Genomic DNA, 14,309 nt, shown 5'->3' with positions numbered 1-14,309 from the left:
CCGACGAGGACCCGGCCATGCCCCCGGAGCAGATCCAGCGCCTGGAGGACGCGCTGACCGCGGCGGGCGTCCGGCACCGCTGCGAGGTCTACCCGGGCGCGCCGCACGGGTTCACGCAGGCCGACACCTCGTCGTACCACGCCGAGGGGGACAAGCGTCACTGGGCGGCACTGCTGGACCTGTTGGACCGCACCTTCTGATCCGCCGGCGGCGCCCGCGGTCCCGAGCCGCCGGCGCCGCCGTCAACGTCTTTCTCTGCCGCACTCATTGACATGCTCGCGCCTTGACGCAACCCTGAGAGCGCTCTCAACACCAGGTACGGACCAATTCCCCCCACACCCGCACGGAGGTGGAGAGTGCTCACAATCCTCAGACACCGGTGGCCGGCCGTGGCCGCGGCGGCGGCCCTGCTCGGCGCGCTGCTCACGTTCGGCACAACGCCGCCCGCGGACGCTGCGGTGCCCGCGACGATCCCGCTCCAGATCACCAACAACTCCGGTCGCGGCGATCCGCTCCACGTCTACGTCCTCGGCACCTCGCTGACGACGGGTCAGCAGGGCTGGGCCGACGCGAACGGTACGTTCCATCCGTGGCCGGCGGGCGGCAACCCGCCGACGCCCGCCCCGGACGCGTCCATTCCCGGACCGGCCGCCGGGCAGTCCAGTACCATCCGGATCCCCAAGCTGTCCGGCCGGATCTACTTCTCGTACGGCCAGAAGCTCGTGTTCAAACTGGCCACGGGTGGTCTGGTGCAGCCGGCCGTGCAGAACCCGAGCGACCCGAACCGCGACATCCTCTTCAACTGGTCCGAGTACACGCTGAACGACTCGGGCCTGTGGCTGAACAGCACGCAGGTCGACATGTTCTCCGCGCCGTACTCGGTCGGCGTGCAGCGCGCCGACGGCAGTGCGAGCAGCACCGGCCGGCTCGAGCCGGGCGGCTACAACGGGGTGTTCGACGCGCTGCGGGCCCAGTCGGGCGGCTGGGGCGGACTGATCCAGACGCGGTCCGACGGCACCGTGCTGCGGGCGCTGTCCCCGCTGTACGGGCTGGAGACCGGGGCGTTGCCCGCATCGGTCATGGACGACTACATCGACCGGGTCTGGCAGAAGTACGCCACGACCACGCTGACGGTCACGCCGTTCGCCAACCAGCCGGACACCAAGTACTACGGGCGCGTCTCCGGCGGCGTCCTGAACTTCACCAACGGCTCCGGGACGGTCGTCACCAGCTTCCAGAAGCCCGATGCGAGCAGCGTCTTCGGCTGCCACCGGCTCCTCGACGCCCCCAACGACGAGGTACGCGGCCCGATCTCCCGCACCCTGTGCGCGGGCTTCAACCGCTCGACGCTGCTCACCAACCCGAACCAGCCGGACACCTCGGCGGCGAACTTCTACCAGGACGCGGTGACCAACCACTACGCCCGGATCGTCCATGACCGGATGGCCGACGGAAAGGCCTACGCGTTCGCCTTCGACGACGTCGGCCACCACGAGTCACTCGTCCACGACGGCGACCCGCGGGAGGCCTATCTGACCCTCGATCCCTTCAACTGAGCTGCCCCTTCTGACGACCGGTGCACCGTTGGCGCGGTGCACCGGTCGGGCGGCGATTCCAGGAGCGTCACCAGCGCCCCGGCTCGGTGCCGACGACCGGCTCCGACGGCTTGCCGTCCACCCCGACCGGCACGTCCCCGGCGAGCATCACCCGGTGCATGAGCCGGGGGAAGCCGAGGTGGGCGTTGTCGCTGGGCGCGAGGTGGATGGTGGCCCGGTTGTCCCAGAAGGCCACGCTGCCCGGCTCCCAGCGGAAACGGACGGTGTACTCGGGGCGGACCGCCTGCTCCAGCAGCATGTCCAGGATCGCCCGGCTCTCGGCACGGGAGAGGTCGGCGATCTGCTCGACGTAGTAGCCGTTGACGAACAGCACCCGCTCGCCGGTCTCCGGGTGCACGCGCACCAGCGGGTGCACGGAGGCGACCTGATGGTCCAGCAGATGCCTGACGTAGGCGTCGTCGCCGGGCCGCGGCTGGTAGCCGACGCCGAGCCGGTGTTCGGCGCGCAGTCCGTCCACGAACTGCCGTACCGGGGCGGACAGTCCGGCGTACGCCGCCACCAGATTCGACCAGGTGGTGTCGCCGCCGTACGGCGGGACGGTCTCGGCGCGCAGGATGGTCGCGGCAGGCGGGTCGACACGGGCCCCGTGGTCGCAGTGCCAGCCGCGCAGCAGGGTGTGCCGGCGGCGCTGCAGCCACTCGTCGTGCTCCATGCCGAACCGCCCGCCGAGCTCCAGCCGGTCGGCGGTCGTCTCGATCTCCGGGAAGTCCGCCGGCGACGCTCCCCCGCGCCGCCCGAGGACGACCGGTTCGCCGAACCGGCGCGCGAACGCCACATGCGCGGCGTGGTCCAGCCGCTGCCCGCGGAAGAAGACGACCTTCCAGCGCAGCACCGCCGCCCGGATCACGGCCACCTGGGCGTCGTCCAGGCCGTCGGCCAGATCGACGCCCGCGATCTCGGCCCCGATGTGCCCGGCGACCGGCTGCACCTCCAGCCCGGCGTCCCGCGCCGCCCGGTCCGTCGTACGGCTGTGAGTCGTCATGCGCACTCCGTTGGTCGTGGATGTCTCGACTTCCGGAGAGATCGTGACAGCGATCGCCGCCCGGGGCGACAGCGCCACACTCCGAGACGACGGACCCGCTGGTCTCACACCGTGAACTCCCGTATCACCGTGTTCCGGAACACCGCCCGGCCGCCGATCGTGAACAGTGCGAGCCGGTCGTCGAGGAGATACGGGAAGACCTCCGACGAGTGCACGTACCGGCCGTCGTCGACGAACATCTCCACTGACGTGCGGTCGACGAGGATCCGCAGCCGCACCCGGCGGGCGGAGGGGTCGAAGGGGCTCTTGCTCTCCTGCCATCGGCCGGAGGCGTCGGGGTTCACGGTGGGCCGGCGGTTGAGGAAGGCGTAGTCGCCGTAGACGCCGGCGTCGATGTGGCGGACACCGTCGGGAGAACGGCGCAACTGAAGGCCGGCGCCGGTCAGTTGATCCCAGGTGATCTCGCAGGTCACCTCGTAGGCCGTACCCCGGTGGTCGAGGACTCGGGTGCCGTCCACCTCCAGGTCGCCGAGGTTCAGCGTGCGGGACACGTACGAGTCCAGCGCGGCAACGGGACGTGAGGCAAGGTAGTACATGCCGGACGGAGCGCGCTTGAGTGCGATCTCGCGGACGATCGAGTCGGTGCCGTTGAAGCCGTCGCAGTCGATCGTGGGTGTGGTGTTGGCGTAGTCCCAGTTGTTCAGCCAGCCGATGGCGTACCGGGTGCCCTCGTCGAGCCGGCCGTTCGCGTCCCGTTTCTCGAAGGTGACCGCCCCGTACCAGTCCCAGCCGTGGTCCAGCCACTGCGGCTCGGACGCGTCGGGCGTGAAGGTGGTGCCGTCGAAGGCTCCGGTCCAGTAGGCGTAGGTGTTGGGCAGTCCTGAGCCCTTGCCGTTGGCGCTCGCCCCCAGCACCCAGCGCACGGTGTCGTCCTCGGCCCTGATGCGGAACAGGTCGGGGCACTCCAGCACGCCGATGCCGTCCTTGACGAAGCCGCTCACGTAGGTCCAGGACCTGAGGTTCGTCGAGTGGTAGAAGCCGATCTTGTTGTTCTCGGCGAGCGTCATCACCCACCGGCCGCGCTCCTCGTCGCGGATCACCTTCGGGTCGCGGAAGTCGCGCACGCCGGGGTTGGCCAGCACCGGATCGGTGCCATGGTGGGTGAAGGTGCGGCCGCCGTCGGTGGAGTAGTACAGGTACTGGGCCTGCGTGTTGGCGCCCTCCACGGGTTCCATGGTGGCGAGCACGACGACCGCGCCCGCCCCGAAGCCCGCGGTGTTGTCGGCGTCCACCACCGCCGAGCCGGACCACACGTCGCCGTTGGGTGTGGTGTCCTTGGGCACGGCGATCCCGCCGTCCGTGAAGCGGACCAGGTCGGTGCTGGTGGCCAGGCGCCAGGCGGTGCCCGCGGTGGTGCCGCCGGTGAAGTAGTCCGGGTTGTACAGGTAGTAGTAGTGGTACTCGCCGTCGACCCAGATCGGGCGCTGAGGGTCGTTCTTCCACTGGTCGGGGACCGTGAAGTGATACCGGGCGCGGTAACTCGCGCAGCCGGCGGGGGTCTTGGGCCCGGCCGTGGCGGGCACGGCAGGCAGTAACGCGGCCGCGGTCCCCGCGGCCGAACCGGCGAACAGCGCTCTTCTGGTCATCCCACGCATCACGCATCGTTCCTCTCGTCAGAACGGCGGCTCCGTGGACCAGGACTGTGCGACCTAACTCGTTAAAGGTCAAGTGTTCGCGGGCCTTGACAGGCAAGTGACACGCTTCTCATCATCTGGGGCATCACACCTTGACTAACACGAGTTAGGCCCTTCAAATGACCGACTCGCACCTCACTCGCCGCGCGCTGCTGCGGTACGGCGCCTACGGCGCGGGTGCCGCCGCGCTGGCCGGCACCGCCGCCAGCTGGGACCGGCTCACCGGCGCCGACATACCGGGCCGGGACGACGGCTCCCTCGTCGTCGCCACGCTCGGCCCCGCCTACGGGCCGGAGGCCGTCCGCACGCTCACCGAGGGCTTCAAGAAGGTCCACCCCGACATCAAGCTGCGGATCAACGCCGTGCAGGCCGTCGACTGGTCGGACTTCTTCGCGAAGATCCTCACCCAGATCGCGGCGGGCACCGCACCCGACCTCGTGTACGTCGCCACCGAGGGCGTCCAGCTGTTCGCGCAGCGCCTCGGGGTCCCGCTGGACGACTGGGTGAAGCGGGACGCCGGGGAGTTGCGCGAGTACTTCGCCGACGTCCACCCCTCACTGGTGGAGTCGATGATGTACGAGGGGAGCCTGTACCAGCTGCCGGTCGAGTTCAACGCGGCCGACATGTACCTCAACAACCAGGTACTGAAGCGGGCGGGCGCGGACTTCCCGGCGGCGGACTGGACCCGCGATGACTTCACCGCGCTGCTGCGGGACATGAAGAAGTCCAGCGGCTCCCAGTTCACCCCGTACTTCTGGACCAACCGGCTGTGGGGCGGCGTGGTGCCCTGGCTGTTCGCCAACGACACCAACCTGCTTTCCGAGTCCAAGGCGCCGGGCGGCGCCTGGCTGTGGGACTCCTTCTACCCGGCCGCCCAGCGGCAGGGGCGCGGGGGCGGTTTCCGCTGGACCACCCCGCAGGCCACCGACGCCCGCGTGGAGGAGGCGTACGACTATCTCGCCTCCCTCATCCAGGAGGGCCTGTGCACCCGCCCCGAGGGCGGCAACGGCCAGAACCTCATCGGTGTGTTCTCCACCGGACGGGTCGGCGTCACACCCGCGGGCGGCTTCTGGGCGGGCGGCCTGCACCTGGCGGGCATGAAGGCCGATGGCTTCGACGTGCAGTACTTCCCGCGCTGGCGCACCCAGCGCATGCAGTACGGCGCCGCCGGCTACGCGCTGCTGCGCACGTCGAAGCGGCAGGAGGAGGCGTGGGAGTTCATCAAGTACGCCGCCCGCCGGGACACCCTGATGCGACTGTTCGAGACCAACCAGACCACCCCCGCCCGCCGTTCGATGCTGACCGTCGACCGCTACCGGGAGATCGGCCCCAAGCACTGGCAGGTCTTCTACGACACCCTCGACAAGTTCCCCGACACCGGACCGATCCCCGCGCCGCCGCAGGTCGCCGAGGTCGAGCAGGTGCTGCTCAAGCACACCGGTACCGCCCTTGCCTCCCGGCGCTCGGTGGCCCCCGCGCTGCGCCGGATGCAGGGCGACCTGGAGAAGGCCATGGAGCGTGACGTATGACGAACACCCAGATACCGGCCGTACGGACGGAGCAGCCGACGGCGCCACCGGCTGTCGCGCCCCGGCCCTCCGCCCGTGACCGTGGCACCCGACTGCTGGCCACGCTGTTCCTGGCGCCCACCATCGTCGGCATCGTCGTCTTCACGGTCGTGCCGATCCTCGGCTCGGTGGTCCTGAGCCTCTTCCACTGGAACGTGATCGACGACCCGAGCTTCGCCGGGGCCGCCAACTACCGTGAGGTGTTCGGCGATTCGACCGTGCTGGTCTCTTTCCGCAACACGCTCGTGTTCATGGTGTTCGCGGTCGCGCTGCAACTGCTCATCGCCCTGATGCTGGCCCTGGCGGTGAACGGGCGCATGCCGGTGTGGCTGCGGTCGGTGTTCCGCTCGGCGTTCTTCTTCCCGCTGGTGCTGTCCGCCGCGTCGATCTCGGTGGTGATGAAGTACCTGTTCAACCAGGACTTCGGGGTCGTGAACTGGCTGCTCGGCTTCGTCGGGATCGCTCCGGTGCCGTGGCTGACGTCCGAGAACGCGGCGATGGCGACGGTCGTCCTGGTTTATGTCTGGCAGCAGTTCGGGTTCTCGTTCCTGCTGTTCGTCGGCGGCCTGAACAACATCCCAAAGGAGATCCACGAGGCCGCCTCGCTCGACGGCGCGACCGGGCTGCGCAAGCACCTCGCCGTCACGCTGCCGCTGCTGTCGCCCACCCTGCTGGTCGCCTCGGTGGTCGGCATCATCAACGCGCTGCAGGTCTTCGAGCAGCCGTACGTCCTCACCAACGGCGGGCCCGGTGACGCCACCCGGACCGTGGTGATGGTCATCTACGAGAGCGCGTTCGAGCAGCTCCGCTTCGGTGAGGCCTCGGCGGTGGGCGTGCTGCTGTTCGTACTGATCATGGCGGTCACCGCACTCCAGTTCCGGCTCAGCCGGCGTTTCGTCCACTACCAGTGAGCCGGGTGAGTCCCTTGAGCCAAGCAACCCTGTCCCTGAGCCGTACGCGGTACTCGCTCGCGCCGTGGGCCCGGATCGCCGGGCTGACCGTGTGCGCCCTGCTGACCCTGGGCCCGGTCATCTGGACCGTCTCCACCTCGCTGCGCACGCCGGCCGAGGCCTTCGACCTGCCGCCGAAGCTCATCCCGACGGACCCGTCCGCCGATGCCTACCGCGGGGTGTTCGACCAGATCGACGTCTGGCTGCTCACCCTCAACTCGACGCTGGTGACCGCGCTGATCGCGGTGGGCCAGATGATCACGGCCGGGCTGGCGGGATACGCCTTCGCCCGCCTCGAGTTCCGGTTCAAGAAGCCGCTGTTCGCCCTGGTCCTGGCGACCATGATGGTGCCGCTGCAGGTCACCATCGTGCCGGTGTTCCTGGTACTGAAGTCGATGAGCCTGACCGACACCCTGCTCGGCCTGATCATCCCGGCCTTCCCGACCGCCTTCGGGACCTTCCTGATGCGCCAGTACTTCCTGGGCATGCCGAAGGACCTGGGCGAGGCGGCAATGCTGGACGGCTGCGGGCCCTGGCGGACCTTCCGGTCCGTGTACGCCCCGCTGGCCGCTCCCGGACTCGCGATCGTCGGCGTACTGGCCTTCAACTACCACTGGAACGAGTTCTTCCGTCCGCTGATCCTCGAGACCTCCGGCCAGAACTACACCCTCCCCCTGGGCCTGGTCTCCCTCCAGGGCAACCTCGGCACCGGCTCCATCTCGGTGGTGCTCGCCGGTGTCGTCCTCTCCATGATCCCCGCCGTCGCCGTGTTCGTCGTCGGTCAGCGCCCTCTCCGTGAGGGCATCACGTCCGCAGGAGTCAACCGTTGAGCGTCTCCGCTCAGTCCACGGACCCCGGCGCCCCGCGCTTCAGGGTCCGTCCCCCCGCCAACTGGATCAACGACCCGAACGGCCCCTTCCGCTGGCGGGGCCGCCACCACCTCTTCTACCAGCACAACCCCGACGCGCCGGTGCACACGAACGTCCACTGGGGCCATGTATCCAGCGCCGATCTCGTCCACTGGGAGCACCATCCGATCGCGCTCTCCCCGACCCCCGGCGGCCCGGACGAGGCGGGCTGCTGGTCGGGCTGCGTGGTCGACGACGACGGCGTGCCGACGGCCGTGTACACGGGCGTCGACCGGCAGCACACCGGCCTCGGCTCGATCTGCCTGGCGCGGGCGTTGATGCCGGAGGACGAGACACTGACCGACTGGAGGCCGCTGCCCACGCCGGTGGTGACCGGGCCGCCCGCCGGTCTGGACGTGGTGATGTTCCGCGACCCGTTCGTGTTCCGCAGCGGTGGCCGGCGGTGGGCCCTGGTCGGCGCGGGGCACGCCGACGGGACTCCGTCGGTGCTGCTGTACGACTGTGACGACCTGACCGACTGGCGGTTCGCCGGGGTGCTCCTCGACGGCAACGACCCTGTCGCGGCGGACGCGTTCGGGGACAAGGCGGTCGGCTGGGAGTGCCCGCAGCTGTACGCGACGGCGGGCGGCGAGTGGGTGCTGGTGGTGTCGCTGTGGGACGGAAACCCGTGCGCCACCGGCTACCTGACGGGCCGTCTCGAGCAGTACGAGGAGGGCGAGTTGCACTTCGCGGCCCGCACCGGCGGGCGGCTCGACCACGGTCGGGACTTCTACGCGCCCGCCGTACTCCAGGAGCCGGACCGGGCGCTCATGTGGGGCTGGTCCTGGGAGGCGCGTGAGCAGAGCGAGGTCGATCGTGCGGGGTGGGCCGGTGTCCTGACCGCGCCGCGGGTGGTGGATGTCCATCCCGACGGCGCCCTGCGGGTCGTACCGGCTCCGGAACTCGAACTGCTGCGTGCGGCCGAGCCGTTCGTCACCGCACCCGGTCGGGCCCCGCTCCCCCAGGCGTACGACCTGACCGTCACCGCCCGTGGGCGGACGACCGTGAGTCTGCTGCGGTCCGCCTCGGGTGCGGAGCTGACGGTGCGGCTGGACCCGGACGAGAGCACCGTGACGCTGGATCGCCGTGACTGGCCGAGGGCGCGGCCCGACGGGTCGGCACCGATCGTCGTGCGGGCGCCCGCCGGACAGGTGCGGATCCTCGTCGACGGCTCGCTGTTCGAGCTGTTCGTCGGCGACCGGGCCACGGTCACCGAGCGGGTCTACCGGCGACCGGACGATGTGCCCGAGCTCGTCGTCACGGGTTCCGGGGCCACGGTCACCGGCTGGGAGCTGGTCCCACCGACGCACGGCTGATCACGGGGCAGGCGAGGCGCCGTACCGTCGCGGGCGGCGTCCTGCCCGTGTCGATGGAGTCGAGGACCAGCCGTGCGGCGGCCTCGCCCATCGCCCGGTGGGGCAACGCGACAGTGGTGAGGGGCGGCGTTAGGAACTCGGCCATGTGTTCCTGGTCGTCGTAGCCGACCACCGACAGCTCGCCGGGGACGGCGATGCCGAGCCGGGTCGCGGCATGCAGGACGCCTGCCGCGACCCGGTCGTTGTAGCAGAAGATCCCGGTGGGGCGCCGGTCGGCGGGGACGCCGTCGAGGACGTGGAGCGCGCCCTCGTACCCTCCGGTGACCTCGCCTCCGCTCCGTACCACCCACTCCTTGGGGACGGTGATGCCCTCGGCGCGCAGGGCGTCCCGGAAGCCTCGCAGGCGGTCGACGGAGGCGATGTCGTCCTGGCCGCCCACCATGGCGACCCTGCGGTGTCCCTCGTCCAGCAGCAGCCGGGCCGCCGTCCGGCCTCCCGCGCGCTCGGCGGGGATGACGGCGGGCAGGGAGTCGTCCTCGGGCAGGCAGTTGGCGAGGACGGAGTGGGTGCGGTGCAGGCCCTCGGGGACGCGGACGCGGCGCAGCGACATGGCCGCGTAGATGATGCCGTCCACGCGCCGGTCGAGGAGTTCGGCGACGGCCGCGTCCTCCTTGGCCGGGTCGCCGCCGGAGTCGATGGTCAGGACGAGGTGCTCGCTGTCCCAGGCGGTCTCCATCGCGCCGCGCAGCAGCCGGCCGGCGAACGGCGACGAGGCGATCTCGTCGGTGACCAGGCCGATCACGGCCGTACGGCGGCGGCGCAGGCCTCGCGCGACAGGGTCGGGGCGGTAGCCGAGCTCGGCGGCGGCCCGGCGGATGCGCTCCTGGGTGGCGGGCGAGAGATTGCCCTCGGCGCGGCCGTTGAAGACGAAGGAGACAGCCGTGTGCGACACACCCGCGAGGCGGGCGACGTCCCGTGACGTGGGACGCCCCGATCCCGTCGGCTGCTTCTCCTCGATGCCGCCCATGCCGTCCGCTGCCCTCATCCCCCACCCGTCCGGTTGATCAATCCTCACCCTATCCGTGACGCTGGATGTACGGCACAGTCGAGGGAAGGTCAGACGGTGATCAGCATCCCGCTGCACACGCTCAACGACGGTACGAAGATCCCCGCCATCGGTCTGGGTACCTGGCCGCTGGACGACGCACAGGCGGAACAGGCGGTTCTCGACGCCCTGGAGCTGGGCTACCGCCTCGTCGACACGGCGACGAACTACCGCAACGAGACGGGGGTCGGCCGTGCCGTCGCCCGCAGCGGTGTCCCGCGCGAGGAGGTGGTGGTGACGACGAAGCTCCCGGGCCGGCACCACGGTTACGAGGAGACCCTCGCCTCCTTCGAGGAGTCCCGCGCCCGTCTCGGCCTGGACTATGTGGACCTCTATCTCATCCACTGGCCGCTGCCCCGCGTCGACAAGTACGTGGACTCCTGGAAGGCCATGATCAAGCTGCGTGAGGACGGCCTCGTCCGGTCGATCGGCGTCTCCAACTTCACGGCCGAGCACATCGAACGGCTGGAGAAGGAGACCGGAGTCCTGCCCTCGGTCAACCAGATCGAGCTGCACCCGCTGTTCCCACAGGACGACCTGCGCGCCTTCCACACCGGCAAGGGCATCCTCACCGAGAGCTGGAGCCCCCTGGCCCCCGGCACCGACGTCCTGGACGACCCCGTCGTGACCGGCATCGCCGATGCCCTCGGGGTGACCCCCGGCCAGGTCGTCCTGCGCTGGCACACGCAGTTGGGCGCCCTGCCCATCCCGAAGTCGGCGAACCGGGAGCGGCAGCGCGAGAACCTCGACATCTTCGGCTTCACCCTGGATCCCGGCCGGATGAGCGCCCTTGCCGGCCGGGCTCATCGGCGCCTCGGTGGGGCTCCCGACGTGCACGAGGAGTTCTGAGCGGGCGTTGCGGGCACCGTCGGCGGGGTACTCGGGGTGCTCGGGAAGGAGTCGCTGGTGGGCGAGAAGGACCGGCTGCGGGTTTACCGCGGCAAACGCGATTTCGGGCGGACCGGTGAGCCTGCGGGCCGTGGTGGCAGCGCGGGGGACGAGCCCAGGTTTGTCGTGCAGATCCATGACGCGCGCACCCTGCACTTCGACTTCCGGCTGCAGGTCGACGACGCCCTGAAGTCCTGGTCGATCCCGAAGGGCCCCTCGGCCGACCCCAAGGACAAGCGGCTCGCCATGCCCACCGAGGACCATCCGCTGGAGTACGAGGAGTTCGAGGGCGTCATACCGGCGGGCGAGTACGGCGGCGGCACGGTGATCGTGTGGGATCACGGTACGTATGAGCCGTTGAGCCACGACCGGAAGGGGCGGCCGGTCGATTTCGGGGAGTCGCTGGAGCGCGGGCATGCCAGGTTCCGGCTCAACGGCTCGAAGCTGCACGGCGAGTACGCGCTGACCCGGTTCCGCGGCGGTGCGGACGACGAGGCCTGGCTGCTGGTGAAGGCGGGCGGCGCACAAGGGCGGGGCACGCCGGATCCCCGTCGGGCCCGTTCGGTGCGCAGCGGTCGTACGCTCGGCCAGGTGGCCGCGGACGTCCGGGAGGACTGAGCGCCCGTCCTGCGTTCAGCGCAGATGGCGTTCGAAGTGGTCCATGGTGGTGTCCATCGAGTCCCGCCACTGCGAGGAGAAGGTGTGCCCCTCGCCGGGATACTTCACCAGCCGGACGTCCTTGCCCGCCGCCTCGAACGCGGCGGCGGTCTGCTCCGACCACCTCGGGGGGCAGGTGTCGTCGGCGGTGCCGTGGTGGATCAGCAGCGGCTCGGTCACCCGGTCGACGTAGGTGACGGGTGAGATCTCCTTCCAGAAGGCGGGGTTCTCCCGGGGGCTGCCGTGTTCGGCCTCGATCTCGGCGACGACCGGGTCGCCATTGCGGCGCTGGAAGTGGTCGAGGTTCTCGGCGGGGCGCGAGCTGACCGGTGCGTAGACCACGGCGGCGTCCACCAGGCCCGGTGCCACCACCACCAGCGTGTTGTACACGACGCCGCCGCCCATCGACCGGCCGAGCAGGCCGATGCGGTCGTTGTCGATCTGGGGGAGGCCGGACGAGCGCAGGGCCTGCACGGCGGCGATGACGTCCTCGGTGTAGCCGAGGCGGAGGTTGACGTCGTTGTCGGGGTCGTCGTCGGAGCCGGCGTGGTTGCGGTAGTCGGTGTGCAGGACGACGTAGCCGTTGCGGGCCAGCAGGTCCTGCTCCCGGGCGAGTCCGCGACCGGTGGTGTAGACGTCGGGATGGATGTAGCCGTGCGCCAGCACCAGCGCCGGGAAGGGGCCCCTGTCCTCGGGGACGTTCATGAGGCCGGAGATGGTCAGGCCGTTCGCCTCATAGGTGATCGCGTACTGGGTGTAGGCGTCGGTGCGCAGCCGTACGGTACCGAGCCGGAGGCCGGATCCGCGGTGCTCCCGGGCGATGAGGCCGGGGATCGACACGGAGTCGGGCGGCTTGGACGTGGGGGCGCTGGGGGCCGGCGATGCGGTGCGGGTGGGTGTCGGCGGGTCGGTGCGTGCGGGATCGCCGTCCCCGTCCGTGCAGCCGACGGCGGCCGCCAGCACCAGGCAGACGGTGACGCAGGCCTTGCCCACCAACCGCATGCCGCCAGTATCACCGACGGGGCGCGGTCGCATCGGGCTCTCGTACGATCAGGCCCGATGTGCGCGCAGGGCGGCCAGGGCCCGGTCGGCGTGTGTGTTCATGCGCAGTTCGCTGCGGACGACCTCGAGGACCGTGCGGTCCTGCGCGATGACGAAGGTGACGCGCTTGGTGGAGGCCAGCTGGAATCCCCGCTTCACGCCGAAGCGTTCACGGACCGTGCCGTCGGCGTCGGACAGCAGCGGCATGCCGAGCGTGTGGCGTCCGGCGAACTCCTGCTGCCGCTCCACCGGATCGCCGCTCACGCCCACCGGCCGTGCGCCGACGGCGGCGAACTCCGCGGCCAGATCACGGAAGTGGCAGGCTTCGGCGGTGCAGCCGGGGGTCATGGCGGCGGGGTAGAAGAACAGCACCACCGGCCCCTCGGCGAGGAGTTCGGACAGGCGCCGCGGCGTACCGGTCTCGTCGGGCAGTTCGAAGTCCTCGACCTTGTCGCCGGCGACCGGCTGGGACGGGGGCACGGTTCCTCCTCTGGTGGCCTGGCGCGTGAGCTTACTGGACGGTAAAGAGGTGTCCGGAAGGCGCCCTCTACGAACGGCGGATGTGAGCCGTGGGTCAGGAGGGGGCCGCCTGGGCGGTGGGTCGCTGCTCGGTGTCGTCGTCGACGGCCGCGGCGAGGAAGTCGTCGACCATGCGGTGGAAGAGGGTGGCGAGCTGCCGCAGTTCCTCCGGCGACCAGTCGGCCAGGGCCAGCTGCATGCCCCGGGCGCCGACGTCCCGGATCCGCTCGATGGCCTGCCGGCCGGTCTCGGTCAGCTCGATGCGCTGGGCGCGCCGGTCGTCGGGGTCGGGTACGCGGGTGACGTATCCGGCCTTCTGCAGCTGCTGCACGGTGCGGGTGACGTGCGAGGCCTCCACGCCGAGCTGGTTGGCCAGCTCCCCCGGGCGCATCGGCTCCGAGTCCGCGACCTGTCGCAGCAGCGCCACGGCGGCGCGGTCCAGCGGCACCTCGGCCAGGGCCATCAGCCGGTCGTGCTGCCGGGCGCGGGTGCTGAGGTAGGTGATACGGGTCAGCGCCCGCTCGATCTCGGTCACTTCGGGGGACGCGGGCGCGGCGGGGAGCGGGGGTGTGGGCATGGGACCCACTTTACCATCTTGTTGCGTAACTCAAGTAATTTACCCCGTGCCCTCGGACGCGGGCACGGACTCCTGCCAGACCGCGCCCGCCGCGATCGCCTGCCGCCACACCCGGATCGCCCGCGGCGGCATCCCGACGGCGAGCACCCCGGTCACCCGGTCGCCGGTGCGGTACGCCGCCAGGAACCGGCGCTCCTCCAGGCTCCCGTCCACGACGGCGACCTCGTCATGACCGCACAGAAAGCCGTACACCTGCACCCTCATGTCGTACTGGTCGGACCAGAAGTACGGCACCGGGGCGAACGGCCTGCGCGCCTCGGGACGGAGCAGGTTCCGCGCGGCCGCCATGCCCTGCTCGGCCGCGTTGGTGCGGTGCTCGATTCCCACGAGCGTGAGGGTGCCTTCGTAGCCCTCGCGCCGGAGCGTCCCGGCCGCCAGTCCGGCGGCCGAGGCACCCACGACGACGATGCGTTTCACCTGTTTCTTGC

The 14,309-nt window shown here is 70.5% G+C and carries 15 protein-coding genes; 8 read left to right on the top strand and 7 right to left on the bottom strand.

The window, feature by feature from the left end; genetic code table 11:
- Positions 1-200 (top strand): dienelactone hydrolase family protein (locus tag ACTWQJ_RS13090; protein ID WP_443306803.1); only part of this gene is annotated, 200 nt, incomplete at its 5' end.
- 156 nt (positions 201-356) lie between these two features.
- Entirely contained in the window at positions 357-1,556 is a 1,200-nt protein-coding gene (locus ACTWQJ_RS13085; protein WP_443306802.1) for a glycoside hydrolase family 64 protein, read from the top strand.
- A gap of 67 nt (positions 1,557-1,623) precedes the next feature.
- On the opposite strand, the gene ACTWQJ_RS13080 is transcribed toward ACTWQJ_RS13085, so the two are convergent.
- Entirely contained in the window at positions 1,624-2,598 is a 975-nt protein-coding gene (locus ACTWQJ_RS13080; RefSeq protein WP_443306801.1) for a TauD/TfdA dioxygenase family protein, read from the bottom strand.
- Between the two features lie 104 nt (positions 2,599-2,702).
- Positions 2,703-4,253, bottom strand: coding sequence for a glycoside hydrolase family 32 protein (locus tag ACTWQJ_RS13075; protein WP_443306800.1), 1,551 nt, complete (start codon positions 4,251-4,253; stop codon positions 2,703-2,705).
- Between the two features lie 158 nt (positions 4,254-4,411).
- Between ACTWQJ_RS13075 and ACTWQJ_RS13070 the strand changes: the two genes are divergently transcribed.
- From ACTWQJ_RS13070 to ACTWQJ_RS13055, 4 genes are read left to right on the top strand one after another with little or no spacing between them, the layout of a single operon-like run.
- Positions 4,412-5,821 carry an extracellular solute-binding protein gene (locus ACTWQJ_RS13070; RefSeq protein ID WP_443306799.1) on the top strand — a complete coding sequence of 470 codons (1,410 nt, stop codon included), beginning with the start codon at positions 4,412-4,414 and terminating at the stop codon, positions 5,819-5,821.
- Positions 5,818-6,771, top strand: a complete 954-nt coding sequence (locus tag ACTWQJ_RS13065; protein ID WP_443306798.1) for a carbohydrate ABC transporter permease — start codon at positions 5,818-5,820, stop codon at positions 6,769-6,771. Before ACTWQJ_RS13070 ends, ACTWQJ_RS13065 begins: the two co-directional genes overlap by 4 nt.
- 14 nt (positions 6,772-6,785) lie before the next feature.
- Positions 6,786-7,640 carry a carbohydrate ABC transporter permease gene (locus tag ACTWQJ_RS13060; protein ID WP_443306797.1) on the top strand — a complete coding sequence of 285 codons (855 nt, stop codon included), beginning with the start codon at positions 6,786-6,788 and terminating at the stop codon, positions 7,638-7,640.
- Positions 7,637-9,034 carry a glycoside hydrolase family 32 protein gene (locus tag ACTWQJ_RS13055; RefSeq protein ID WP_443306796.1) on the top strand — a complete coding sequence of 466 codons (1,398 nt, stop codon included), beginning with the start codon at positions 7,637-7,639 and terminating at the stop codon, positions 9,032-9,034. Before ACTWQJ_RS13060 ends, ACTWQJ_RS13055 begins: the two co-directional genes overlap by 4 nt.
- Here ACTWQJ_RS13055 and ACTWQJ_RS13050 read toward each other — a convergent pair.
- A complete protein-coding gene (locus ACTWQJ_RS13050; protein ID WP_443306806.1) occupies positions 8,997-10,061 on the bottom strand; it encodes a LacI family DNA-binding transcriptional regulator in 1,065 nt (354 codons plus the stop codon). The genes ACTWQJ_RS13055 and ACTWQJ_RS13050 overlap by 38 nt on opposite strands.
- Before the next feature lie 96 nt (positions 10,062-10,157).
- Here ACTWQJ_RS13050 and ACTWQJ_RS13045 point away from each other — a divergent pair, with 96 nt between their 5' ends.
- On the top strand, positions 10,158-10,988 hold the full coding sequence (locus ACTWQJ_RS13045; protein ID WP_443306795.1) for an aldo/keto reductase: 831 nt from the start codon (positions 10,158-10,160) through the stop codon (positions 10,986-10,988).
- Between the two features lie 57 nt (positions 10,989-11,045).
- Positions 11,046-11,645, top strand: coding sequence for a DNA polymerase ligase N-terminal domain-containing protein (locus ACTWQJ_RS13040; protein WP_443306794.1), 600 nt, complete (start codon positions 11,046-11,048; stop codon positions 11,643-11,645).
- A 15-nt stretch (positions 11,646-11,660) separates the two neighbouring features.
- Here the strand turns inward: ACTWQJ_RS13040 and ACTWQJ_RS13035 are convergent, their stop codons facing one another.
- From ACTWQJ_RS13035 to ACTWQJ_RS13020, 4 genes are all read right to left on the bottom strand, one after another.
- Positions 11,661-12,686, bottom strand: coding sequence for an alpha/beta hydrolase family protein (locus ACTWQJ_RS13035; RefSeq protein ID WP_443306793.1), 1,026 nt, complete (start codon positions 12,684-12,686; stop codon positions 11,661-11,663).
- A gap of 48 nt (positions 12,687-12,734) precedes the next feature.
- Positions 12,735-13,205 (bottom strand): peroxiredoxin, encoded by a 471-nt coding sequence (locus ACTWQJ_RS13030; RefSeq protein ID WP_385272396.1) that lies wholly within the window; start codon positions 13,203-13,205, stop codon positions 12,735-12,737.
- Positions 13,206-13,299: 94 nt separating this feature from the next.
- Positions 13,300-13,821, bottom strand: a complete 522-nt coding sequence (locus ACTWQJ_RS13025) for a MarR family winged helix-turn-helix transcriptional regulator (protein ID WP_443306792.1) — start codon at positions 13,819-13,821, stop codon at positions 13,300-13,302.
- A gap of 39 nt (positions 13,822-13,860) precedes the next feature.
- On the bottom strand, positions 13,861-14,298 hold the full coding sequence (locus ACTWQJ_RS13020) for an oxidoreductase C-terminal domain-containing protein (protein WP_443306791.1): 438 nt from the start codon (positions 14,296-14,298) through the stop codon (positions 13,861-13,863).
- Between the last annotated feature and the right edge of the window lie 11 nt (positions 14,299-14,309).

The sequence above is a fragment of the Streptomyces sp. KR55 genome (assembly GCF_052245645.1).
Classification (GTDB): domain Bacteria; phylum Actinomycetota; class Actinomycetes; order Streptomycetales; family Streptomycetaceae; genus Streptomyces; species Streptomyces flavusporus.
This window is presented reverse-complemented; position numbering and strand designations above follow the sequence as displayed.